At 63.3% G+C, this 23478-nt stretch carries 22 protein-coding genes and 1 pseudogene; 13 read left to right on the top strand and 10 right to left on the bottom strand.

All coding sequences use genetic code 11. The features are described 5' to 3' along the window. Positions 1-58: 58 nt before the first annotated feature. The 3 genes from coxB to CXY79_RS12600 are packed head-to-tail and all read left to right on the top strand — an operon-like array spanning position 59 to position 3115. Positions 59-946 (top strand): cytochrome c oxidase subunit II, encoded by an 888-nt coding sequence (gene coxB, locus CXY79_RS12590; protein ID WP_104171124.1) that lies wholly within the window; start codon positions 59-61, stop codon positions 944-946. A gap of 3 nt (positions 947-949) precedes the next feature. Then, the gene (gene ctaD, locus CXY79_RS12595) at positions 950-2692 is read left to right on the top strand and encodes a cytochrome c oxidase subunit I (RefSeq protein ID WP_104102025.1); all 1743 of its coding nucleotides are present in this window, start codon (positions 950-952) and stop codon (positions 2690-2692) included. After that, positions 2693-3115 (top strand): cytochrome c oxidase subunit 4, encoded by a 423-nt coding sequence (locus CXY79_RS12600; protein ID WP_104102028.1) that lies wholly within the window; start codon positions 2693-2695, stop codon positions 3113-3115. It abuts the gene before it with no gap. Positions 3116-3395: 280 nt separating this feature from the next. On the opposite strand, the gene CXY79_RS12605 is transcribed toward CXY79_RS12600, so the two are convergent. Genes CXY79_RS12605 through CXY79_RS12625 form a run of 5 tightly spaced genes read right to left on the bottom strand, consistent with a single transcriptional unit; the run spans position 3396 to position 8406 of the window. Beyond that, positions 3396-4226, bottom strand: coding sequence for a methyltransferase domain-containing protein (locus CXY79_RS12605; protein WP_104102031.1), 831 nt, complete (start codon positions 4224-4226; stop codon positions 3396-3398). Between the two features lie 30 nt (positions 4227-4256). Further along, positions 4257-5876: a ubiquinol-cytochrome c reductase cytochrome b subunit gene (locus CXY79_RS12610; RefSeq protein WP_174720218.1), complete on the bottom strand. Its 1620-nt coding sequence runs from the start codon at positions 5874-5876 to the stop codon at positions 4257-4259. After that, positions 5873-6946, bottom strand: coding sequence for a ubiquinol-cytochrome c reductase iron-sulfur subunit (locus CXY79_RS12615; protein WP_104102037.1), 1074 nt, complete (start codon positions 6944-6946; stop codon positions 5873-5875). Before CXY79_RS12615 ends, CXY79_RS12610 begins: the two co-directional genes overlap by 4 nt. Before the next feature lie 55 nt (positions 6947-7001). Continuing rightward, the gene (locus tag CXY79_RS12620) at positions 7002-7814 is read right to left on the bottom strand and encodes a cytochrome c (protein WP_104102040.1); all 813 of its coding nucleotides are present in this window, start codon (positions 7812-7814) and stop codon (positions 7002-7004) included. A 22-nt stretch (positions 7815-7836) separates the two neighbouring features. Beyond that, entirely contained in the window at positions 7837-8406 is a 570-nt protein-coding gene (locus CXY79_RS12625) for a heme-copper oxidase subunit III (RefSeq protein ID WP_241977815.1), read from the bottom strand. 204 nt (positions 8407-8610) lie between these two features. Between CXY79_RS12625 and trpD the strand changes: the two genes are divergently transcribed. Further along, positions 8611-9663: an anthranilate phosphoribosyltransferase gene (gene trpD / locus CXY79_RS12630; protein WP_104102046.1), complete on the top strand. Its 1053-nt coding sequence runs from the start codon at positions 8611-8613 to the stop codon at positions 9661-9663. A 29-nt stretch (positions 9664-9692) separates the two neighbouring features. Here trpD and CXY79_RS12635 read toward each other — a convergent pair. Then, positions 9693-11156 (bottom strand): annotated as a pseudogene (locus CXY79_RS12635) (FGGY family carbohydrate kinase). Between the two features lie 123 nt (positions 11157-11279). Beyond that, positions 11280-12044, bottom strand: coding sequence for an MIP/aquaporin family protein (locus CXY79_RS12640; protein ID WP_104102049.1), 765 nt, complete (start codon positions 12042-12044; stop codon positions 11280-11282). A gap of 224 nt (positions 12045-12268) precedes the next feature. Here CXY79_RS12640 and dhaK point away from each other — a divergent pair, with 224 nt between their 5' ends. The 5 genes from dhaK (at position 12269) to CXY79_RS12660 (ending at position 15811) form a co-directional block, all read left to right on the top strand. Beyond that, positions 12269-13270, top strand: coding sequence for a dihydroxyacetone kinase subunit DhaK (gene dhaK, locus CXY79_RS12645; RefSeq protein WP_104102051.1), 1002 nt, complete (start codon positions 12269-12271; stop codon positions 13268-13270). A 19-nt stretch (positions 13271-13289) separates the two neighbouring features. Continuing rightward, complete coding sequence (gene dhaL / locus CXY79_RS12650) at positions 13290-13928, top strand: dihydroxyacetone kinase subunit DhaL (RefSeq protein WP_104102053.1); 639 nt, start codon at positions 13290-13292, stop codon at positions 13926-13928. Between the two features lies 1 nt (position 13929). Further along, positions 13930-14616, top strand: a complete 687-nt coding sequence (gene dhaM / locus CXY79_RS12655; RefSeq protein ID WP_104102056.1) for a dihydroxyacetone kinase phosphoryl donor subunit DhaM — start codon at positions 13930-13932, stop codon at positions 14614-14616. A gap of 133 nt (positions 14617-14749) precedes the next feature. Then, positions 14750-14962: a hypothetical protein gene (locus CXY79_RS15745; RefSeq protein ID WP_134342890.1), complete on the top strand. Its 213-nt coding sequence runs from the start codon at positions 14750-14752 to the stop codon at positions 14960-14962. Between the two features lie 324 nt (positions 14963-15286). Beyond that, positions 15287-15811 (top strand): HdeD family acid-resistance protein, encoded by a 525-nt coding sequence (locus CXY79_RS12660; RefSeq protein ID WP_158250292.1) that lies wholly within the window; start codon positions 15287-15289, stop codon positions 15809-15811. A gap of 58 nt (positions 15812-15869) precedes the next feature. Here CXY79_RS12660 and CXY79_RS12665 read toward each other — a convergent pair whose 3' ends face one another. Continuing rightward, positions 15870-16661, bottom strand: coding sequence for an SDR family oxidoreductase (locus CXY79_RS12665; RefSeq protein ID WP_233191461.1), 792 nt, complete (start codon positions 16659-16661; stop codon positions 15870-15872). Between the two features lie 116 nt (positions 16662-16777). Between CXY79_RS12665 and CXY79_RS12670 the strand changes: the two genes are divergently transcribed. The 4 genes from CXY79_RS12670 to CXY79_RS12685 all read left to right on the top strand — a co-directional run bounded on the left by CXY79_RS12670 (position 16778) and on the right by CXY79_RS12685 (position 19434). Continuing rightward, positions 16778-17248: an NfeD family protein gene (locus tag CXY79_RS12670; RefSeq protein ID WP_174720217.1), complete on the top strand. Its 471-nt coding sequence runs from the start codon at positions 16778-16780 to the stop codon at positions 17246-17248. 20 nt (positions 17249-17268) lie between these two features. Continuing rightward, entirely contained in the window at positions 17269-18228 is a 960-nt protein-coding gene (locus CXY79_RS12675) for an SPFH domain-containing protein (RefSeq protein WP_369827983.1), read from the top strand. A gap of 6 nt (positions 18229-18234) precedes the next feature. Next, positions 18235-18978 (top strand): glycerophosphodiester phosphodiesterase family protein, encoded by a 744-nt coding sequence (locus CXY79_RS12680; protein ID WP_104102067.1) that lies wholly within the window; start codon positions 18235-18237, stop codon positions 18976-18978. Between the two features lie 90 nt (positions 18979-19068). Next, positions 19069-19434, top strand: coding sequence for an RNA polymerase-binding protein RbpA (locus CXY79_RS12685; protein ID WP_104102069.1), 366 nt, complete (start codon positions 19069-19071; stop codon positions 19432-19434). Between the two features lie 35 nt (positions 19435-19469). Here CXY79_RS12685 and lnt read toward each other — a convergent pair whose 3' ends face one another. Together lnt and CXY79_RS12695 are read right to left on the bottom strand one after the other, a co-directional pair. Further along, positions 19470-21014 (bottom strand): apolipoprotein N-acyltransferase, encoded by a 1545-nt coding sequence (gene lnt / locus CXY79_RS12690; RefSeq protein WP_104102072.1) that lies wholly within the window; start codon positions 21012-21014, stop codon positions 19470-19472. Between the two features lie 9 nt (positions 21015-21023). Then, a complete protein-coding gene (locus CXY79_RS12695) occupies positions 21024-23477 on the bottom strand; it encodes an RNA helicase (RefSeq protein ID WP_104102074.1) in 2454 nt (817 codons plus the stop codon). Between the last annotated feature and the right edge of the window lies 1 nt (position 23478).

A 23478-nucleotide genomic window follows, 5' to 3' on the forward strand; every position in this document is an offset into this window, starting at 1 on the left:
GGAAGTCTATAGAAGCACTTCCAGTCAAGTGTCGTCGAGTCTCACCGAAAGGTTACTGGTGCGCAAAAACCATCGTCTCCGATGGGCTGCAATTCCGATCGCAGCGTCGTTGGCCCTCGTTCTCGCAGGTTGCTCGCAAGCCCAGCTTCATGGCTACCTCCCCGGCTTCATCGAGGGTGAGCCGGCGGTAACCAACCAGACGGAGCGCATCTCCGGGCTGTGGACCACGTCGTGGATCGTTCTGATGATTGTGGGGCTCATCACCTGGGGGCTCATCATCTGGGCCGTCGTTGTCTACCGCCGCCGCAAGGGTCAGACCGGCCTTCCGGTGCAGCTTCGTTACAACATGCCGATCGAGATTTTCTACACGGTCGTTCCCCTTATTCTCGTGGTCGGCTTCTTCGCCTTCACCGCGCGGGACCAGGCAGAGATCGAGGCTCGTTTCGATGAGCCGGAGGTCAAAATCCAGGTCATCGGCAAGCAGTGGGCTTGGGACTTCAACTACGTCAACGAAGACGTCTACAGTGCCGGCATCCAGGGCCAGCCCGACGTCGACGGCCCCGCCGGTTCGCTGGTTCAGTCTGAGATCCCCACGCTCGTCCTGCCGGTCGGCCAGAAGGTTGAACTGGCGCTCGACGCCCGCGACGTCATCCACTCATTCTGGGTCGTTGACTTCCTGTACAAAAAAGACATGATCCCCGGCAAGACCAACTACATGTCGATCATCCCGGAGCGCATCGGCACCTATGACGGAAAGTGTGCCGAACTGTGCGGCGAGAATCACTCGCTGATGCTCTTCACGGTCGAGGTCGTGTCCGAGGCAGACTACGAGTCGTACATCGACTCCCTGCGTGCTGCAGGCAACGACGGCCAGCTCGGCCTCGATTACGCACGCAACCAAAATCTGCCAGGAACGACAGCACCAACCGAGCAGGAGGGCAACTAGTCCATGACTACTACTACCACTACGGCACCTTCCGCGCCGGCAGCCCCCACTGCCCCGCGTCGGCCCACCGGTGTCGAGCGCAAGGGCAACGTCATCGTCCGGTGGATCACCTCCACTGACCACAAAGTCATCGGGTACATGTACCTGATCACGTCGTTCGTCTACTTCTGTCTTGCCGGTGTCATGGCACTGGTTATCCGCGCACAGCTTTTCGCCCCCGGCCTCGAGGTCGTCCAGACGAAGGAGCAGTACAACCAGCTCTTCACAATGCACGGCACGATCATGCTGCTGATGTTCGCTACGCCGTTGTTCTTCGGGTTCGCCAACTCCCTCATGCCGCTGCAGATCGGCGCCCCCGACGTGGCCTTCCCCCGGTTGAACGCCTTTTCCTTCTGGGCCTTCTTCTTCGGCAGTCTCGTCGCCGTCGGTGGATTCCTCACTCCGCAGGGTGCCGCATCCTTCGGCTGGTTCGCCTATCAGCCTCTGGCCAGTACGACGTTCTCCCCAGGCGTCGGTGGCAACCTGTGGATGGTCGGGCTCGGGCTGAGCGGCTTCGGCACCATTCTCGGCGCCGTGAACTTCATCACCACGGTAATCACGATGCGCGCCCCCGGAATGACCATGTTCCGGATGCCGATCTTCACGTGGAACACCATGGTCACGTCGATCCTCATCCTGATGGCCTTCCCCGTTCTCGCCGCAGCCCTTCTGGCCGCCGCGTCCGACCGCATTTTCCTCTCGCACATCTACGATCCGGCCAACGGTGGAGCCATCCTGTGGCAGCACCTGTTCTGGTTCTTCGGTCACCCTGAGGTGTACATCATCGCGCTGCCGTTCTTCGGCATCGTTTCGGAAGTCTTCCCGGTCTTCAGCCGCAAGCCGATCTTTGGATACAAGACCCTCATCTACGCGACCATCTCCATCGCGGCGCTGTCCGTGGCGGTCTGGGCGCACCACATGTACGTCACCGGCTCTGTCCTGCTGCCGTTCTTCTCCCTGATGACCATGCTGATCGCCGTTCCGACCGGGGTGAAGATCTTCAACTGGATCGGCACCATGTGGCGTGGCTCGCTGACCTTCGAAACGCCCATGTTGTGGGCCCTCGGCTTCCTGGTCACCTTCACCTTCGGTGGCCTCACCGGCGTCATCCTTGCCTCGCCGCCGCTCGACTTCCACGTCTCGGACACCTATTTCGTCGTCGCGCACTTCCACTACGTCATCTTTGGAACCGTGGTATTCGCGATGTTCAGCGGGTTCTACTTCTGGTGGCCGAAGTGGACCGGCAAGATGCTCAATGAGAGCCTCGGCAAGTGGCACTTCTGGTTCCTCTTCATCGGTTTCCACACCACCTTCCTGGTGCAGCACTGGCTGGGCGTCGTCGGCATGCCGCGTCGGTACGCGTCGTACCTGCCCGAAGACGGCTTCACCTGGATGAACCAGTTGTCCACGGTCGGTTCGGTCATTCTCGCGATCTCGATGATCCCGTTCTTCCTGAACGTCTATATCACCGCCCGTAAGGCACCGCAGGTCACCGTGAACGACCCGTGGGGCCACGGCGGCTCGCTCGAGTGGGCTACCTCCTGCCCGCCGCCGCGCCACAACTTCACCTCCATCCCGCGCATCCGGTCCGAGCGCCCCGCGTTTGACCTGAACCACCCGGAGGCGCCCATGACAGTCGGAATCGGGCCGGCGAAGGACGCCCCGGATGCCCCCACGTACGACGTAGCGTCGAAAAGGACGAAGTAAATGAGAGCCAACGTCAATCTCCTTTGGGTTCTGAGCGGGTTCTTCGTGGTGGTCACGACGGCCTATGTGGTCTGGGGTCTTCTTGACCCTAACCAGAACAAGATCGAGTGGGCGGGGACGTTCACACTCGGCCTGTGCGCGATCTTCTTCAGCTTCGTCGCGTTCTACCTGAGCCGGGTGCACAGTGCTCAGGGTGGCGAGCTTCCTGAAGATCGTCTTGACGCGAATATCGACGACGGCGACCCGGAGGTTGGTTTCTACAGCCCGTGGAGCTGGTGGCCCATCCTCTTGGCTGCCAGTGCTGCTCTGCTCTTCATGGGGCTGGCTGTCGGCGTGTGGATCTCGATCATCGCGTTGGGCATCGGGGTCATCTGCCTCGTCGGCTGGGTATACGAGTACTATCGGGGCAATTTCGCTCGCTGATCCGAACCGAATACGTGCTTCGGGCACAAGCGGCGGCGTCCAGAACCCAGGTTCTGGGCGCCGCCTGTGTTCATGCCCGGCACATCGCTTCGGAGTGACACGTTCGGGCAATTTCCCAGGTCCACGCAGCCTGATCCACAGTTCCCGCCCGCACGGCCTCGAACGAATTCGACGGAGATTCTCCGGTATACGCGTCTTTCCGGCCCGTCGAGGTGCGATTCTGACAGAATCTCCGTCGAATTCGCTCAGGTCGTGGGACGCTACGCGTGGCTGCCGGGCTTCAGATCGTGATGCGACGGTAGCCGAGTAACTCGAAGGACGCCGTGACGGTCTGCACGCCGCTGAGATGGACCGTCAGCGCGTCGAAATCCGTGTGGTGAGCTGACGGACCCATCCCGATCAGAGCGGATGTCTGGGCCGGGTTGAGGCGCAGCGAAGACGACAACTCGTCCCGTGTTTCCAGTTCGAAGGCGGGGGACAGCGCCTCGGACAGGTGCTCGCCTTTGTTCGCGGGCACGTCCAACGCCAGACCGGACGCCCTGAGCTCCTGCAGGTGGGACGCGTGCGGCACGACGACGACGAGCAGACCGTCTTCGCGCAGGACCCGGTGAAATTCAGACGGGTTCCGGGGAGCGAATACGTTAAGGAGTACATCTGCTGATGCGTCCCGCACCGGCAGCGGGGACCAGACATCCGCCACGAGCCCGTCGATGTTGTCCCGGCCGCTCACTGTGCGCCCGACCGCCACGGGGGAAAGGTCTATTCCCAGGGCGCGCGCATCTGGACAGAGCGCGAAAACCCCCTGCAAGTAGTATCCGGTTCCACAGCCGATGTCCATGACCCGGGAGGGGTTCTCAGCCGCCACCCTCTCAGCAAGGCGGCTGCGCAGCGGCTCGTACCAGCCGGTCTCGAGGAAAAGTGCTCTCGCGTCGACCATCGCGACGCTATCGCCGATCAGCCGGCGCGAACCGCCTGCCAGTGACACGTATCCGCGCTTGTTCACGTCGAAGGAGTGACCGGCCCCGCAGCGCAGCGTCAGCGGCTCGGCGGGGGAAAGCGGAAGAAAACAGTTCGGGCACCGAAGCCACTCCGACAGGGTCTGGAGGGACATCGATGCCCGTTCTGTGTTCGCGGCCGGAGCCTAGTGGTGGTGGTCGTGCGTCCGTACGAGTTCAGTGGTCGATACCGGTTCGATCCGGTCCTCGAAGAACCAGCGGGACAGTCCGGCACGAGCCTTTTGGCCCACCGTGATTTTGCCCTTGGCGTTCGGGCGGATCATGAGCGGCTTATAGTCGTTGTAGCTGACCAGCTTCCAGCGCTCGTATTCATCAACGGGCTGGTGAACCTCGATGTACTCGCCACCGGGTAGACGCACGATACGCCCGGACTCGTAACCGTGCAGAACGATCTCACGGTCCTTTTTCTGCAAAGCCAGGCAGATACGTTTCGTCACGAAGAAGGCGATGAAGGGCCCCACAATCACCAGGAACTGCATGGTGTGGATCACGCCTTCCATCGTCACCTTGAAGTGCGTTGCGATGATGTCCGAGGAGGCCGTGGCCCACAGCGCCGCGTAGAACGTGACTCCGGCGGCACCGATCGCGGTGCGTGTCGGGGCGTTCCGGGGACGGTCGAGGATGTGGTGCTCACGCTTGTCTCCGGTGACCCACCCCTCGATGAACGGGTAGATAAGCACGACCAGGATGAACAGGCCCAGCGAAACCAACGGGATCAGGATGTTGAAGGACCAGGTGCGATCCAGCCAGACCATCTCGAGTCCCGGCGGGATCAGGCGCAGGGCGCCGTCAGCGAAACCGATGTACCAGTCCGGCTGTGTTCCGGCCGAAACGGGGGAGGGATCGTAGGGACCGTAGTTCCAGATGGGGTTGATTGTAAACAGCGACGCCATCAGCATCACGATGCCGAAGACGATGAAGAAGAAGCCACCGGCCTTGGCCGCGTACACGGGAAGAACCGGGTAGCCGACTACATTCTGGTTGGTGCGTCCGGCACCGGGGTACTGCGTGTGCTTGTGTACGACGACGAAGAGCAGGTGCATCGCGATCAAAGCCACGATAATGGCCGGCAGCAGCAGAATGTGGAGGGAGTACAAGCGTCCAACGATCGCCTCGCCCGGGAACTCTCCGCCAAAGAGGAGGAACGAAATCCAGGTTCCGACCAGCGGGATGCCCTTGACCATTCCGTCGATGATACGCAAGCCGTTTCCGGAGAGCAGGTCGTCGGGGAGGGAGTACCCGGTGAATCCTTCGGCCATGGCCAGGATGAACAGAACAAACCCGATGACCCAGTTGAGCTCGCGCGGCTTGCGGAACGCACCGGTGAAGTAGATGCGGAGCATGTGCAAGCCGATTGCAGCCACGAAGAGCAGTGCTGCCCAGTGGTGGACCTGGCGCATGAGGAGCCCGCCACGAATATCAAAGGAGATGTCCAGGGAGGATGCCATCGCGGCAGACATCTCCACACCCTTGAGTGGCATGTACGAACCGTCGTACTCCACCGGCGTCATCGAAGCGCTGAAGAAGAACGTGAGGAACGAACCGGACAACAGGATGATGACGAAGCTGTAGAGGGCAACCTCACCGAGCAGGAAAGACCAGTGGTCGGGGAAGATCTTGCGACCCAGTTCCTTAACTGCGGTCGAAATGCTGGTGCGTTCGTCGATGTAGTTCGCGGCGGCCCCGGTGAGGCCACCGGACTTCTTTGTTTCGACCAAGTCAGTAGTCGTAGTTGTAGTGCTCAATTCCGCTCCCAGAAGCTCGGTCCGACGGGTTCAGTGAAATCGCTTTGTGCAATGAGATATCCCTCGGAGTCTACCGTGATGGGCAGCTGCGGCAACGGGCGCTTGGCCGGTCCGAAGATGACTTCGCACTGGTTCGTCACATCGAACTGCGACTGGTGACAGGGGCACAGGAGCGTGTGGGTCTGCTGTTCATAAAGCGCGACCGGGCATCCGACGTGCGTGCAGATCTTTGAGTAGGCGACAATGCCGTCGTACGACCAGTCCTTCTTGTCGGCGGGCTCATTGATGTCTTCCGGCTTCAGCCTCATCAGAAGAACTGCGGCCTTGGCCTTCTCTTCGAGTTTGCCGTGGCCGAGGTCCTGCAGTCCTTCCGGAATCACGTGGAAGGCCGAGCCGAGGGTGACGTCGGAGGCCTTGATCGGTGTGCCCGTGGGGTCGATCGCGAGCCTGGTGCCCTTCTTCCACATGGTGTGTTCGAGAGCTGCAGCCGGATTGGTGTCCTGCGGGCCCAAGCCGCGAAACAGCACGACGGCCGGCAGCGGAAAGGCGATCAAGGCACCGATGAGGCTGTTTCGGATGAGCGTACGGCGACCGATGCCCGATTCAACATTGGCCTCGTGAAAGATCTCGACCGCGCGTTCGCGGGTCTCGTCCGACCCCCGCACCGGGTGGCGCTCGTCGACGCCTTCGTGGTCGAACATGAGCGCCTTGCCCCAGTGCACGGCGCCGATGCCGATTGCCAGCAGGGCGAGAGTGAGGCCGAGACCAATGAAGAGGTTGTTCAGACGAACCGAATCCGGTTCCTCAGGGATGATCGGGAAGACCATATACGCCACGATCGCGAACACACTGCCCACGATCGACAGGTAAAAGAGCGTGTAGACGGTTCGCTCGGCGCGACGCTCCGCGCTGGGGTTGAGGTCGGTGACGCGCGGTCGGTGCGGGGGGAGACCCGGATTGGCCACGGCATCCCGTACGACGACGGCGGTGCCTGCGGGAGCCCCCTCATGCCCGACGCTCGACGAGTCAGCAGCGGTCAAGTCCTTCCCGCTGTTATCGTCCTTGGCCATTGTTCTCCTTCATCGGAATTCTCATAAAACAGTTTGTGTCAGACCTGGTCGGTGATCAGTTCGACTTGGCGGTGATCCACACCGTCAGGGCAACGATCGACCCAAGACCGAAGATCCAGAGGAAAAGACCTTCCGAGACCGGTCCGAGGGCACCCAGAGCGAATCCACCGGGGGACGGGTTGTTGTCCAGGTACTTGAGGTACGTAATGATGTCCCGCTTGCTCTCCGGGGAAATGTTCATGTCGTTGAACACGGGCATGTTCTGCGGGCCGGTGACCATGGCCTCGTAGATGTGCTTCTCCGTAACCCCGGCCAGGGCAGGCGCATACTTGCCCTGAGTGAGGGCACCACCGGCGCCGGCGACGTTGTGGCACATTGCGCAGTTGATGCGGAACAACTCGGCGCCCTTGGCGGCATCGCCCTCGGCGTCGAGGAGAGACGGATCCGGAAGTGCCGGACCCGGCGCAAGGGACGCCACGTAAGCGGCGAGCGACACGATCTGCTCGTCTGTGAACTGGACCGCCTTCTTCTCAGCCTGCGGTCCGTTCAACTGCATCGGCATGCGTCCGGTGCCCACCTGGAAGTCGACCGATGCAGCGCCGACGCCGATCAGGCTGGGGCCAGCATTGGTGCCCGCTGCTTCCAATCCGTGACAGGTGGCGCAGTTGGCCGCAAAGAGTTTCTGCCCTTCGCCGACGGTTTGCTGCGACGCAGCGTTCGTCTCCGCACTGGCCGTGCTCGTGCTGAAAGCCGCGTATGCGCCCCCGGTGAAGAGGAGTCCGATCGCGATGAGGGCGACGCTGGCAAGCGGGCTGCGACGGCCGGCTTTGCGACCGTCGGACTGCTTCGGTGTGCTAATCGTGGTCATACGTGGTGTCCACTCCGACTTTCTATTTAAGAACGTAAATGACGAGGAACAGCCCGATCCAGACAACGTCGACGAAGTGCCAGTAGTACGACACGACGATGGCGCTCGTTGCTTCCTTGTGACCGAAGTTCTTGACCGCGAAGGCGCGCCCGATGACGAGCAGGAACGCGATCAGGCCGGCAGTCACGTGAATACCGTGGAAACCGGTGGTGAGGTAGAATGCGGATCCGTACGCGTTGCTGGTAAGCGAGACGCCCTCGGAAACGAGAGTCGCGTACTCGAAGACCTGACCGGACACGAATATGGCGCCGAGGGCGTAGGTGAGGAAGAACCACTCGACCATGCCCCACTGGCTCGGTTTCCATCCGGTCGAGCGTGATTGCAGGCGTTCTGCCGCAAACACTCCGAACTGGCAGGTCACCGAAGAGGACACGAGGATCAGTGTGTTCACAAGGGCGAATCCGAAGCCGTGCTTCTCCGTCTCGAATAACCACAATTCAGGCGACGTCGACCGCAGCGTGAAGTAGATGGCGAAGAGCCCGGCGAAGAACATGACTTCGCTGCCCAACCAGACGATTGTGCCAACAGCCACGCTGTTGGGCCGGTTAACAACGGGCGCATTGACCGTGTAGGTAATTGATGGACTCGTCACTCTTCTATTATGGCCGATTTGCGTATCGGTTATTGTCATCGGGGCGGACCTGTCGCTCAATTACCGGAATGACTACCTGATTGGAACAAACGCGCCCCGGGAAGCGAATTCGGGACGGATCGTCGATCTCGCTAAAATCGATCCATGCTTGAAATTCAGTCCTGGCCAAACGTCCTCAGTGCTCTGCTTTCGGGGAAGGACCTCAGCGTCTCCGATGCCGCGTGGAGCATGGAGCAGGTCATGCTGGGGGAGGCAACTCCGGCGCAGCTGGCCGGCTTCCTCGTAGCCCTGCGCGCCAAGGGCGAAACCGTGGACGAAATCGTCGGGTTTCGGGATGCGATCCTCGACCATGCCGTACCGCTGGCGGTGAACCCGATGGCCCTGGACATCGTCGGCACTGGTGGGGATCGGTTCGGCACCGTCAACATCTCGACGATGGCCTCCATCGTCTGCGCCGGGGTCGGCGTTCCCGTGATCAAACACGGCAACCGGGCCTCAAGCTCGGCGTCCGGTTCGTCGGACGTGCTTGCTGCCCTCGGCATTGACCTGTCACTGTCTGCCGACAAGGTTGCTGCCATTCTGGATACGGCCGGGATCACCTTCGCCTTCGCTGCCGCTTTTCACCCGGGGTTCCGCCACGCAGCGCTTGCGCGCAAGGAGCTCGGCATCCCCACGGTGTTCAACTACCTCGGCCCGTTGTGCAATCCGGCCCGTCCCGAGGCGTCAGCAGTGGGAGTCGCAAACCTGGACCGAGTTCCGCTCATCGTGGGTGTATTCCAGACACGCGGGGCGACGGCCCTGGTCTTCCGCGGTGACGACGGTCTCGATGAGCTGACCACGACGGGCCACAGCCATGTCTGGGAGGTGTCGCGGGGCCTGGTGACAGAGCACGACATCGATCCGCGTGACCTAGGAATCCGACGGGCCTCGATCAATGAGCTCGTTGGCGGGGACGCTGAGCACAATGCGGCCGTCGTTCATTCAGTGCTGGCCGGTGAGGTCGGTGCGGTGCGTGACATCGTCCTGCTGAACGCGGCCGCCGGCCTGGTCGCGTTTGACCTTGCAAACGATCCCGCGCAGTCTCAAGTCAATATTATCGAGCGCTTTCGCACTAAAATAATTGTGGCCGCGGAGGCAGTCGACTCCGGTGCGGCCACGGCCAAGCTCGCTGAGTGGGTCGCGGCCAGTCGGGTGTGACCCGGCTGGCCCAGACAAAACGAGACGAGCTAGACGACGTCTTCGTCAACCCAGCCGAACGTCTTGGTAACGGCCTTCTTCCAGTTGAGCATCTGTCGGTTCGGCTCTTCTTCGCCCATTTGCGGGGTCCACCGGCTGTCCTCCTGCCAGTTGGCCCGCAGTTCGTCAAGGTCACCCCAGAACCCGACCGCCAGTCCGGCGGCGTACGCGGCGCCGAGAGCCGTGGTTTCGGCCACAACCGGTCGCACCACTGGCACGCCGATGATGTCGGCCTGGAACTGCATCAGCGTGTTGTTGCCGATCATGCCCGGTCAACCTTCAGCTCGGTCAATGGAACACCCGAGTCGGCGTCAACCGCGTCCAGGACCTTCCGGGTCTGAAACGCGGTCGCCTCGAGGGCGGCGCGGTAGATGTGGCCCTTGTCCACGAATCGGACCAGGCCGACGAGGGCATCACGGGCGTCCGAGCGCCAGTTCGGCGCGAAGAGTCCGGAGAAGGCGGGCACGAAGTAGGCGCCGCCATTGTCATCGACCGTTTTGGCAAGCGTCTCGATTTCCTCGGGGGTACTGATCATTCCCAGATTGTCTCGCAGCCACTGCACGAGGGAGCCGGTGACCGCGATGGAGCCGTCCAGCGCATAGTGGGGTTCGGCGTCGCTGAGCTTGTAGCCGAGCGTGGTGAGCAAACCGTTCTTGGAGTGGATGATATCGGTGCCCGTGTTGAAGATCAGGAAGGCACCGGTGCCGTTGGTATTCTTCGCCTCACCTTGGTCGAAGGCCGGCAGTGGCCGCTCGCGATGCCGTAGACCTCGGACGACGAACGAATCTCGGGCAGCATCGACTTGGGTTCCCCGAAGGCGGCGAGGATATCGTCGTCCCATTGCAGAGTCTCGAGATCCATGAACTTGGTGCGGCTGGCGTTGGTCACGTCCGTCGCGTGCACGCCGCCTTCGAGACCGCCGGTCAGGTTCCACAGCACCCAGGAGTCCGTCGTGCCGAACATCAGATCGCCGGCTTCGGCCTTGCGCGCGCGACATTCACGTCCTCGAGAATCCAGACGATCTTCGTTCCGGAGAAGTACGTCGCCAGGGGGAGCCCCACCTGGGCCTTGAACCGTTCGACTCCGTCGTCGGCGACGAGACGGTCCACGATGGGCTGGGTGCGGGTATCTCGCCAGACAATCGCGTTGTCGACGGGCAGCCCGGTGCGGCGGTCCGAGACCACTGCGGTCTCATGCTGGTTGGTGATTCCCACGGCCTCGATGTCATGCCGAGTCAGGTTCAACTTGGACAAAGCCTGGCCGATCACTTCACGGGTGTTGTCCCAAATTTCCATCGGGTCGTGCTCGACCCAGCCGGCCCGAGGGAAGATCTGCTCGTGCTCGTGCTCGTGCTCGTGCTCGTGCTCGTGCTGACCGATCGCGATCACCGAGCCTGCGTTGTCGATGATGATCGCTCGGGAACTCGTGGTTCCCTGGTCGATTGCGATTGCGATTACGTCTTCGGCCTTGGAATACCTCCTTGGATTGCGAGAATCAGTGCTTGACGCGGCGCACGCCGCTGCGTGAAGCCACACAGCGCGGGCCGATTCAATGACTGAACCGGCCCGCGGGAAGGATTACGTGAGGACGGGCAATAGGAACAGGGAAGCCCATCCGGCGAGCATGCCGCCAATGACCGGACCCACGACAGGAACCCAGGAATAGGCCCAATCAGACGTTCCCTTGCCCTTGATCGGCAGGACGAAGTGCGCGATGCGGGGCCCCAGGTCACGAGCCGGGTTGATGGCGTATCCGGTCGGCCCACCGAGCGAGGTGCCGATGACGATAACTAGCAGCGCGACGGGCAGTGCGCCGAGCGCGGCCAGTCCGCCACTCTCGCCCTGGCGCCCGCCACCGAACGCCAGAACGACGAAGACAAGCACGAATGTGCCGATGATCTCGGTTGTCAGGTTCCATCCGTAGGAGCGGATGGCCGGACCGGTCGAGAAGACGCCGAGTTTGTTGGCGGAGTTGGGCTCAGCGTCGAAGTGCTGTTTGTAGGCCAGCCAGCAAAAGACGGCTCCGATGAAGGCGCCGAGGAGCTGACCCGCGATGTAGGTGAGGACAGACAGGAAGTTCACGGGAACGCCCGAACCGAACTCCGTCGCACCCGATGTCACCAGGCCGAGGGTGACTGCCGGGTTAAGGTGTGCACCAGAGTTGTAGGCGACGATGACACCGGCGAAGACCGCGAAACCCCACCCGATGGTGACCATGAGGAATCCGCCGCCGAGGCCCTTGTTCTTGGCCAGCGCGACGTTGGCGACCACACCGGTTCCGAGGAGGACGAGTATCCCCGTGCCCAGCACTTCCGATAAGAATACGACTCCAATATTGTCCACGTTGACCTTTCTTGGTGAGGCTGAAGATGCCGGAGCGACCCAGAGCGGTGAGCGATCGGCGTTACCATAGCGCGGCGATTAACGCAGCGGAATGGGCCGGTGGACGCGTAATTCACCGCCCCTTACCGGCAGCGAGGGCAGCGCGTAGGTTGAGCCTAAAGTGCATAGCGCTCCACAACAGCCCGTCGACGGGCCGTCCAACCACCTCGATCGAAGGAAGAGACATGAAGAAACTCGTCAATGATCCCAAGAACGTCGTCGCTGAGGCCGTGGCCGGGTTCGGCGCGGCCCACGCCGATATCGTCCGGATTTCGACGGAACCGACCTACATCGTGCGCACGGAAGCTCCCGTTGCCGGGAAAGTGGGTCTGGTCAGCGGAGGAGGAAGCGGACACGAGCCACTTCACGGTGGGTTCGTCGGGTTCGGGATGCTGGACGCAGCCGTACCCGGGGCCGTTTTCACCTCACCGACACCCGACCCGATCCTCGCCGCGACGAAGGCGGTCGATGGGGGAGCGGGGGTGCTCCACATCGTCAAGAACTACACCGGGGACGTCTTGAATTTCGAGACCGCCGCCGACCTCGCCGCCGCGGACGGAATCGAGGTCCGCTCGGTGATCGTCAACGACGACGTCGCCGTGAAGGACTCGCTGTACACGGCCGGGCGACGTGGCGTGGCCGGAACGGTCCTGGTCGAGAAGATCGCTGGAGCGTCGGCTGAGCGCGGAGACGCCCTGGAGACTGTCGCCGCGATCGCAGAGAGGGTCATCTCCGGTGTGCGTTCGATGGGTGTGGCGCTGACGCCGTGCGTTGTTCCCCACGCCGGGGAAGGCAGCTTCACGCTCGCCGACGATGAGATAGAGATCGGGATCGGCATCCACGGCGAGCCGGGGCGCGCGCGGATCAAGCTGGAGCCGGCCGACGCCATCGTCGACCGGCTCCTCGGCCCTATCCTTGAGGACATCCCGTTCGTAGCCGGGGACGAGGTGCTGCTCTTCGTCAACGGAATGGGCGGCACACCGCAAATCGAGCTGTACATCGTGTTTCGACGGGCCGCCGAGGTGTTGGCCGAACAGGGGATCGAAGTATCCAGGACACTCGTCGGGAACTTTACGACGTCTCTCGAGATGCAGGGAACATCCATCACCGTGCTGAAACTCGATGACGAACTGACTGCCCTGTGGGATGCGCCGGTCCAGACGGCAGCGCTACGGTGGGGACGATAGGCCGGTAGAAGGAGATCCAATGAAGCTAGACGGCACGTGGGCGAAAGCCTGGATCAGGACCAGCGCGGCGGTAATGAATGAGCACCGTGTGGAATTGATTGATCTGGACCGTGAAATCGGCGATGGTGATCATGGCGAAAACATGGACCGCGGTTTCCAGGCGGTGCTGTTGAAACTCGATGACCTTTCGTCCGAGGCGAACCCCGGGGACGTCTTCAAACTCGTCGCAACCACGTTGATCTCAACCGTGGGCGGTGCGGCGGGTCCACTGTATGGAACAGCGTTCCTCAAGGCGGCCGTGGCCATCACCGGCTCGGCTGATCTTGACGGGGCCGCTCTAGTCGCATTCCTGGCGGCCGCGCGAGACGGCATCGTCCTGCGCGGCAAGGCGGAACCCGGAGACAAGACCATGGTCGATGCCTGGACTCCGGCGGTCGACGCCGCCGAAGCAGCCCGTGCCGACGGTGCGAACGACCTGGCGATTTTGATGGCGGCGGCAGCTGCCGCCGAGGCAGGGGCAGAGGCGACGGAACCCTGGGTTGCGCGCAAGGGACGGGCTAGCTACCTCGGCGAACGGGCCATCGGTCACCGCGACCCGGGAGCGCAGTCTTCGGCCCTGCTGTTGCGAGCAGCTGCCGACACCGCAGCGACCGCCTGAAATGACCGCCACAGAGGGGCTTGTCGGCCTCGTTTTCATCTCCCACAGCTCGAAGATCGCCGACGGTCTCCTCGATCTGGCAACTCAGATGGCACCCCAAACGAGGATGGTCCCGGCCGGTGGGACAGACGACGGGGGTATCGGCACGAGCTTCACGAAGGTGGTCAGCGGCATTGCACAGGCTGACGCCGGCGCCGGCGTCGTGCTCCTCTGCGACCTGGGCTCCGCGATCCTGACGGCCGAAACCGCGTTGGATTTCCTCGGAGACGCGGCGCGTGCCCGAGTACGAATCGTGGATGCGCCTCTGGTCGAGGGGGGTGTGGCTGCGGCCGCCGCCGCCGAGATTGGGGGAGACATCGAGTCTGTCGTGCGGGCCGCGCAATCCGCAGCCGGGGCCGTCTCCGCAGCTGGGGCGGAACCAGCGCTGCCGCCGGTGGTCACGCGAACCGTTACCCTGGTGAACAAGGATGGTCTGCATGCCCGACCGGCTGCTGACTTCGTGAAGCTCGCCAATACGTTCGAGGCACGAGTCACCGTGAACGGCAGGGATGCATCCAGTCTGCTCGCCGTGATGTCACTCGGACTCATCCGCGGCATGACCGCGAAGATCTCCTCCTCGGATGAGGCCGGAGCGGCAGCCGTAGCCGCTCTGGGAGACCTTCTGGAATCGGGCTTCGGAGAAGAATAGACGCAAAGCACACGCATCTGGTCGATTTTGAAACTCGGCGTAGTCTGAGCACATGGACAAAGACAGGGAACCGCCGGTGAGCAGTCCTACTCGCCACTCCGACCGAGTGGATCCGCGATTCGCGGATACGGACGTGCCGACTGATCTGAAGGAATGCCCGGTCTGTGGGCAGACCATGCGTGCACATTTGATCGAGCGCGGCGCCCATGACACTATCCTTACGTGCCCCGTGCCGCATCCGGGCGCGTGGGACCGGGACGCGTTCCTGCCCGTGAACGAATTCGGGATGGTCCTGCGCCCGCACGAACCGGAGAACACCGACAAGGAAATCGACCGCCCAGAATGAGTCCGGCGGCGGCGGTTCGGCTAACCGTCGCCAAATGTCTGCACAAGGGTCCTAATCCACCGCTGGACACATTCCGGCACGATGCATGACGCTTCGGAAGTGATCCTATGCCTCACCTGGTCAGGCGAAAGCATCGTCTGTGCTGACATAATGTGCATTATCGGTCAACCAATGAAGAGGTCTGGACGTGCTGGCCGGACTCGACTACTTTGTGCGACACGGCACGTTCCCAGAATCCGAGAGGCAGCTGAAATGCCCATTACCGTTACGGCCTTCGATCTGTCGTTGGATTAGAGAGCGCTCAGCACGTCAGAAATCACCGGTGTGCGCCTGGCCATTGCTGGCACCGGCCTGTTGGCCCTGGTCGTCGGCGTCCTGATCCTGTCCTGGCCGGACGCCACCGTCGGCTCCCTCAAGATCCTCTTCGGCCTGTACTTTTTGATCAGCGGCATCGTTCACGTAGGCCGAGGATTATTCACACAGGGTGCGTCCGGCGGTAGCCGGGTTGTGAACATCCTGCTCGGCGTGCTGCTGATCGTCGGCGGTATCGTGGCAATCAGAAACCCTTTGGACACCCTGGCAGTGCTCGGGATGCTCATCGGGAGCTCCTGGATCGTGGAAGGTGTGGCCGGATTGGTCGAGACGGCTCCGGACTCCAGCAGGTGGTTCGGTGCGGTCTTCGGCGCCATCGCCGTCGTGACCGGCGTCGTGGTGCTCTTCTCCCCCGTCGAGTCGGTCACCATTCTGGTCACGATCGGCGGAGTGTTCCTCGTTCTGTCCGGGATTATCCAACTGGCGCAGGCCTTCATGTTCGGCCGGGGCCGGTCGCCGACACTCGATACGGCGTAGCCGCTCGGCGCGGCCGCACGGCATTCGCCAGGCCGCACTGCACGTGCTGCCCGCGACGTCAGTTTCGACTGGCGGCTTCGCCGACGTAGTCCGCGATGTCCCCGACGTACCTGGTGTTGTTCTCCGGCACGGCCTCGACGGCCGCCAACGCAACCTCGGCGCCGAATTCGCTGACGTTGTACAGCCGGCCGGCGGCATCCTTACGCGCGGTCATGGTGCCCGGGCTGGCTCGCTCGAGCAGGACGGCGGTGACCGTGCCCTCAATGATGTCGCCGGAGACAACGACGAAACCGATGCCGGCCTCGGCGAACTCGGGGATGAGGGCGCGCAGTGCATCCTCACCGGCGCGCTTGCTCCGGGCGACCGGCTCGTATTCGGCCATGGTGGTCGTGGTCTCGACGAAGTGGGCCTGGTGGCTGGTGACGAACACCACGCGGGCACCCGGAGCGAGCAAGGGCCGTGCCGCGTGCAGCAGGTTGACCTGGGCGTCCCGGTTCAGCTGCATGGCGTAATCCTCGGCCATGCCGCTTTCCATGCCACCGGAGGCGTTCATGACGAGGATGTCGAGGCCGCCGAACTCCGCACGGATGGTTTCGAACATGGACTCGACGGATGCAGCATCCGTCAGATCTGCGCCGACCGTGATTGCCGTGCCACCTGCGGCGCGGATCGCATCGGCGACCTTGATCGCCCGTGCCTCCTTGTTACGGAAGTTGATCGCGACGCTGGCGCCCGCCTCGGCGAGGAGGCCGACGGTGGCCGCTCCGACACCACGGGACGACCCCGTGACCAGGGCGCGTTTGCCGATGAGAGAGCCGGCGTCGAGGGGATTTTTGGGTGCAGTAGTCACAACGCCCAACCCTACCAACATGAGCGGCGGGACTCAGCCTCGGCCAGTCTCGACTCCGGCCAACGAGCAGGTGATAGCTTCGATAGGGAAACGTCACGTGAGAGGCTCCAAAATTGATGGCTGACCTGACCGACTACTTGTGGATCGTGTGGCTCGTCTTCATCCTCGTCTGTGTGATCATCGAGCTGCTGTCGCTCGAGTTCACCTTTCTGATGATTGCTGTCGGAAGCCTGGCCGGCCTGGGGGCGAACCTGCTGGGAGCCGTGTGGTGGCTCCAGATCGTCACGGCCGCCGTGGTATCCGTGCTCCTCATCCTGCTCATACGCCCGGTTCTCCTGCGGCTGATGAGGAAGGGTGCCGATCACACACCGAGCAATGTCGCCGCACTGCTCGGCATGACCGCACAAGTACTGTCCACCGTTCGCCCCTCGGGTGGAATGGTCAAACTGGCCAACGGCGAAACCTGGACAGCCCGCCTCTCCCCCGACACCGACACGCAATCCGCCGAACCCGGTGAGATTGTTCGCGTGACCGCGATCGAAGGCTCCACCGCCGTCGTTCATCCCTCGGAAAGGAACATCACATAGTGCTCTCCACCGGTGAATTCATTGGGCAAATCTTCATTGCCGCCCTCCTCTTGGTACTCGGGGTGTTCGTCGTCGTCGTTCTTGTCCGGGCCATCAAGATCATCCCGCAAGCCAACGCCGGCGTTGTCGAGCGTCTGGGCAAGTATCACAAGACGCTCGAGCCGGGCCTGAACATCCTGGTTCCCTTCATCGACCGGGTGCGACCCTTGCTGGACATGCGCGAACAGGTCGTTTCCTTCCCCCCGCAGCCGGTGATCACGGAGGACAATCTCGTGGTGTCTATTGACACCGTGGTCTATTTTCAGGTCACGGATGCACGTGCCGCCACCTACGAAATCGCGAATTACCTGGGCGCGGTCGAGCAGCTCACGACGACGACCCTGCGCAATGTGGTCGGTGGCCTCAACCTTGAAGAGGCGCTGACCAGCCGCGACAATATCAACGGGCAACTACGGATCGTGCTGGACGAGGCGACCGGCAAGTGGGGTATCCGAGTCGGACGGGTGGAGCTGAAGGCGATCGACCCGCCCCTGTCCATCCAGGATTCGATGGAGAAGCAGATGCGCGCCGAGCGTGACCGCCGCGCGGTCATCCTGACCGCCGAGGGCACGAAGCAGTCGGCGATTCTGACGGCCGAGGGAGCTCGGCAGGCCGCCATCCTGTCGGCGGAGGGTGACGCGAAGGCAGCCGTTCTGCGCGCCCAGGGTGAGGCGGAGGCCATCACCACGGTATTCAGGGCGATCCACGACGGTGACCCGGATCCGAAGCTCCTGGCCTATCAGTACCTTCTGACCCTCCCCAAGCTCGCGGAGGGCAGTGCGAACAAGTTGTGGATCGTGCCCAGCGAACTCACCGCCGCGATGAACGGCATCGGGGCGGCGTTCGGCCATGCCGTCGGCGGCTCGGCCGCCCCCGCGCAGACCGCGCAGACCGCGCAGGCCGGGCCGGCCGGCCGGTCCCCCGCCGTCCCGGAGGCGTAGGCGGCGATGTACCTCGAGGGGGTCGGGCCGCGCGTTTTCGCCCATCGCGGCCTCTCCCTTGATGCACCGGAGAACACCCTGCTGGCGTTCCGGCACGCGCTCGCGGTCGGCGCGACCCACATCGAGACGGATGTCCACGCCACGGACGACGGAATCGCCGTGCTCAGCCACGACGCTGAACACGATGTGGCCGGAACCCGCATTCGCCTCGATCAGCTCACCATGGGTGAGCTGCGCCGGGTCGGACTCGGTCAGGGGCAATCCTTCGCGTCCCTTCGCGAGGGACTTGACGTCTTCCCGGAGGCCCGGTTCAACATCGACGTCAAATCATTGGCCGCCGTCGAGGCCACGGCCGCGGCGGTCCGGGACGCCGGCGCCATCGACCGGGTGCTGATCACCTCTTTCTCCGAGAACCGCCGTCGCCGCACGGCTGCGCTGCTCCCCGGGGTGGCCACATCGGCATCCGCGTCGGTCTTGATGCGCGCCGTTTTGGCCGCCGAACTGGGCCTTGCCGCTCCGGTTCGGCACTCCCTGAGGAGCTTTGCCGCCGTGCAGGTGCCGGAGGCGGTTCGTTTCCTTCGCATCCTCACTCCCCGCTTCATTCGCGGCATGCACGCGGCCGAGGTGGAGGTGCATGTCTGGACCATCAACGATGCGGAGTCCATGATCCGGCTCCTGGACCTCGGTGTCGACGGGATCGTCACCGACCGGTGCGACCTGGCCGTGGCGATCATCGCGGCGCGAGCCTGAGAGTTCGCTCCGAGAAGTCACATAACGGAAAGATAACGTCCAGCTTGATGGTTTATACCTAGAAGGTGTATCGCGAGAGGAGACCATACGATGGCGGATCGCAGTTTGCGTGGCATGAGGTTAGGCGCACAAAGCCTTCAGAGCGAAGAGGGCGTAACTTTTTCACCACGAGTTAGTCACACGTATCTGTGTGCGACGTGCGCACGGGAGACGGTCATGATCTTCTCGGCAGAGGCGGAAGCTCCTGACGAATGGGAATGTCGCTTCTGTTCACAGACAGCAACCCGGTTGGTTGACTCCAAACCGGTGATAGTTGACCATTCCGACGAGAAAGTACCGCGTACGCACTGGGACATGCTCCTGGAGCGACGCACCCGGGCCGAGCTCGAGGAACTCCTTGAGGAACGGCTGACGTTCCTGCGGGAGCGTCGCGGACAGCAGAAGATCGGCGCCTGATCGGCCCTTTTTCGCGCCGCCTGAACTGATCAGGATCACATGCTACGCGCCCGATTCCGTCGGGCGCGCAGCGCGCTACGAGAGCACAGTACAAACCCGGCAAGGCCGAGGCCGCACACCAGCCACTCGATTACCCGTCCCGCAGCCATCGCCGGGGTGACCGTGTCGCTCAGGGGAACTGACTGCACCATCGCTCCGGGCAGCCAGGTCGGCAGACTGTCGAGCGTGGCACCATCCGGCGTGATGATGGCGCTGGTGCCCACGGTGGAGATATTCACGACCGTGCGCCCGGCTTCGATGGCTCGGAGTCGCGCGATGGCCAACTGCTGCACGCTCTCGTCGGTGCGGCCGAAGTCGGCGTTGTTCGTCTGGGCAAGGATGATCTCGGCTTTGTCGTCGACCATTTCCTGAACGAGCTGGTCGTCGGCGATATCGAAGCAGATGGCGAGTCCCGCCACGATCCCGTTGATGTCGAAAACGTTGTCCCGGGTGCCGATGGCGTAGTCGCGCGCGACCAGGTCGATCAGCTCGGGAGCAAATGGCCGCCAGAACGCACGGTCCGGCATGTACTCCGCGAAGGGCACCGGATGCACCTTGTCGTAGATGTCGACGGCGCCCTCCCCCTCCTGCCACAGCAGAGAGCTGTTGTAGATCTTGTTGTTCCGCTGCGTTATCGCTCCCGCGATGATCGGGACGCCCATCCGGCGGCTGAGGAAGTCCAGGTTCTTGGCGGCATCCGTTGAACGAAGGGGGTCGATGTCGCTGGCGTTCTCCGGCCACACGACGAAGTCGACCTCCTCGTCGATGACGGCCAAGGTCGCCGAAGTGTGATCCGCCAGGATCTGCCCCGGTGAGTAGCGCGCGAACAGACCGGCATCCGAAGCACCCTGGATGGCAGCCAGACGCACCTCCCCCGTCTGTACCGTCGGCCAGGCCGGTACGACCAATACGACCGCGATTGCCCCTGCGGCGATGCCTGAGCGCACGGTGAGTCGCACCGGGGTTTCGCGGAGCAACTGCAGAGCCAGGGCGCAAAGCCAGACCAGGACGAAGCTGAGCCCCGACATGCCGACCCAGGCCACCAGTGAATTGAACGGGCTCTCGGACTGGGAGATGGCCACCCTGCCCCAAGCGAATCCGCCATACGGCCATACCGAGGCGAGTGCTTCCCGCGCCGTCCACAGCCCAGCCACGACCACCGGCACCACGCCGAGGCGGCCCAAGCTGGTCGGCCACACCCGCGGCCCCGTTTCGAGCACGACACCGATCAGCGCCAGGCTGATGCAGAAGAATATGGTTTGCAAGCCGGCCAGTGCCAGCCAGGGCACAGGTCCGAGATAGAGCGTCAGCCAGCTGATGTGGATCAACCAGAACGCTGATCCGGCCACCAACCCGATGAGCAGGCCGGACCAGAAACCACGCCCCAGTAGGGCGAAGAGCATCAGGAAGACTCCGACCAGGGCCAGAATCCACCACGACCGATCGGGAAACCCGGCGTCCAGGATCGCGCCGGCCGCCGCGGCGAGCAGAATAGCGGCCGGCAACGGGAGGGCCAATGGCCGAAGGGTCCCCGAGATCACGTCATCAGCCTAGGCGACTGACGAGTAGGCCACGATCCCACGGCGGATCGCATCCATGGCCTTGCGAGCGGTGCGGCCGACGGGGTCGTCGGCCACGACCGAGAGCTGATCCAGAAGGTCGATGGTCTGCTTCGTCCAGCGCACGAAGTCGCCCGCCGCCATCTCGGCCTCATCCAGGACGTCGATGAGCGAACCGGCTCGCGCCCACTTCCATATCGCCAGGCTGAGTCCCACCGCGAGGGGGTTGCTGCCGGGAAGCTTGTGATCGCGTTCGAGATCATCGAGGCGGCTCCACAACTCCTGGGTCTCGTGCAGGGCCTCGCGGAAGGCGCCCTTGGGCAGGTAGCGTTCGTCGATCAAACCCTCTTCGCGGCGGGGTTCGAAAACGAGAGCGCAGGCCATGGCGGCGAGACCCGCTGGGTCGAGGTCGTTCCACAGGCCCCGGCGCAGCGATTCCGCTACCAGGAGGTCACGGTCCGCGTAGATGCGCCGCAGGATCAGGCCGCTCGGGCTGAGCGTGGCCGTGCCGTCGGGGTTCTCGAGGAGATAGCCGTAGCCCATGAGAACTTCGGTCACCCGGTCGAAGACGCGTGCGACGGCGCCGGTGCGTGTCGTAATCTGCTGGGTGAGGGTATCCGTGTCTCGCCTCAGCGTCCACCAGCGCTGTGCCCACCGTGCGTGCTGCTCGCGCTCAGGGCAGCTATGGCACGGATGCTCGCGCATGCGCTTACGCAGGCTGCCGAGTTCGCGCTGGCGGCGCTCGCGCGCCGCACGGGCGCCGGTCTCCCCCGCCGCATTTTGGCGCTCGACGTCGGTGAGATTGCGACGGATGGCGGAGTATTCGGTGAAGTCGCCCAGGTGGCAGACCATGGATTGTGCGAACCCGGTCAGTGACTCTTCCTGTTGGCGCACTCTGCGTGCCAGGTCGACGACCGCCCGATCGGCCTGGAACTGGGCAAACGAGGACTCGAGGACCTCACGCGTGCGTTCCCGACCGAACTGGTCGATCAGGTTGACGGCCATGTTGTAGGTCGGCTTAAAGCTGGAATTGAGCGGGTAGGTGCGTCGAGACGCGAGTGACGCCACCGTCTGAGGGTCGAGTCCGGAAGCCCACTGGATCACCGAGTGGCCCTCGATGTCAATGCCGCGCCGCCCGGCCCGACCGGTCAGCTGGGTGTACTCCCCCGGGGTGACCGGCACTCTCGCCTCGCCGTTGAACTTCTCGAGCTTGTCGAGCACCACCGTACGGGCCGGCATGTTGATGCCGAGCGCCAGGGTTTCCGTGGCGAAGACGGCCTTTAGGAGCTTCTTCTGAAACAGCTCCTCGACGACCTCCTTGAACGCCGGAAGCAGCCCGGCGTGGTGGGCGGCGACACCCCGCTCGAGGCCGTCGAGCCACTCGAAGTAGCCGAGCACGCCGAGGTCTTCGTCGAGCAGCGTACGGCAGCGCTCGTCGACGATCTGCCGGATCTCCTCGCGCTCCTGAGCGTCGGTCAAGCGCACGCCGGCCCGCAGTACCTGGCGGACCGCCTGGTCGCAGCCGACTCGGCTGAAGATGAAGAAGATCGCCGGGAGCAGGTGTTTGCCCTCGAGCAGCCGCACGATGTCGGAGCGGTCCATCCGCCCCGGTTCGAAACCGCCACGCGGCTGGGTCCCCCGGCCGCGTTCGCGGTCGCCGCCCCGGCGTCCGTTCGCCGAGCGGACGCCGGGTGCGCGCCCGCCCGACTGGGCCAGCCGCACCAGCTCCGGGTTCACCCGGTGGGTCCCGGCCAGGCCGGCTGCGTCAAAGAGGTCGATCATTTTGCTCTTGACCAGCACATGTTGTTCGAGCGGAACCGGCCGCTCTTCGGAGACGATGACATCCGTTTCGCCGCGGACGGCCTGCAGCCAGTCGCCGAATTCTTCGGCGTTTGAGACCGTGGCGCTGAGCGAGACCAGACGTACGTCCTGGGGCAGATGGATGATGACCTCTTCCCAGACGGCACCGCGGAACCGGTCGGCCAGGAAGTGGACCTCGTCCAACACGACGAAGGCAAGGTTTGTGAGGAGGTCCGAATCGGCGTAGAGCATGTTGCGCAGCACTTCGGTCGTCATGACCACGATGCGGGCCTGCGGGTTCACGTTCGTGTCGCCGGTGAGCAGGCCCACGGCATCCACCCCGTATTCTGCGACGAGTTCCTGAAACTTTTGATTGCTCAGCGCCTTCATCGGGGCGGTGTAGAAGACCTTCTTCCGTGAGCTCTGCATTGCCAGATAGATCGCGAACTCGGCGATCAGGGTTTTGCCGGCACCCGTGGGCGCGGCCACAAGCACGCTGTTACCGTCCTCGAGAGACGCGCAAGCGGCCAGCTGGAAGGGATCCAGTCCGAAGCGGAGCCCGGTGCGGAATGACTCCAGGCGGGGCCGGCCGGCGCGGGCTCGGGAGGCGGCATAGCGTTCCGCGGGCGATTCAAGGTTGGTCATC

It is taken from the genome of Cryobacterium sp. M96 (assembly GCF_002929845.1).
In the GTDB taxonomy this organism is placed as follows: domain Bacteria; phylum Actinomycetota; class Actinomycetes; order Actinomycetales; family Microbacteriaceae; genus Cryobacterium; species Cryobacterium sandaracinum.

Bases quoted from the DNA above. Each gene is read 5' to 3' on its own strand.
- CXY79_RS12605 (WP_104102031.1), bottom strand. From the start codon at position 4,226: ATGTCCCTCCAGACCCTGTCGGAGTGGCTTCGGTGCCCGAACTGTTTT.
- CXY79_RS12695 (WP_104102074.1), bottom strand. From the start codon at position 23,477: ATGACCAACCTTGAATCGCCCGCGGAACGCTATGCCGCCTCCCGAGCC.
- dhaL (WP_104102053.1), top strand. From the start codon at position 13,290: ATGAAGCTAGACGGCACGTGGGCGAAAGCCTGGATCAGGACCAGCGCG.
- CXY79_RS12670 (WP_174720217.1), top strand. From the start codon at position 16,778: ATGGCTGACCTGACCGACTACTTGTGGATCGTGTGGCTCGTCTTCATC.
- CXY79_RS12600 (WP_104102028.1), top strand. From the start codon at position 2,693: ATGAGAGCCAACGTCAATCTCCTTTGGGTTCTGAGCGGGTTCTTCGTG.
- dhaK (WP_104102051.1), top strand. From the start codon at position 12,269: ATGAAGAAACTCGTCAATGATCCCAAGAACGTCGTCGCTGAGGCCGTG.
- ctaD (WP_104102025.1), top strand. From the start codon at position 950: ATGACTACTACTACCACTACGGCACCTTCCGCGCCGGCAGCCCCCACT.
- trpD (WP_104102046.1), top strand. From the start codon at position 8,611: ATGCTTGAAATTCAGTCCTGGCCAAACGTCCTCAGTGCTCTGCTTTCG.
- CXY79_RS12620 (WP_104102040.1), bottom strand. From the start codon at position 7,814: ATGACCACGATTAGCACACCGAAGCAGTCCGACGGTCGCAAAGCCGGC.
- dhaM (WP_104102056.1), top strand. From the start codon at position 13,930: ATGACCGCCACAGAGGGGCTTGTCGGCCTCGTTTTCATCTCCCACAGC.
- CXY79_RS12615 (WP_104102037.1), bottom strand. From the start codon at position 6,946: ATGGCCAAGGACGATAACAGCGGGAAGGACTTGACCGCTGCTGACTCG.
- CXY79_RS12685 (WP_104102069.1), top strand. From the start codon at position 19,069: ATGGCGGATCGCAGTTTGCGTGGCATGAGGTTAGGCGCACAAAGCCTT.
- CXY79_RS12680 (WP_104102067.1), top strand. From the start codon at position 18,235: ATGTACCTCGAGGGGGTCGGGCCGCGCGTTTTCGCCCATCGCGGCCTC.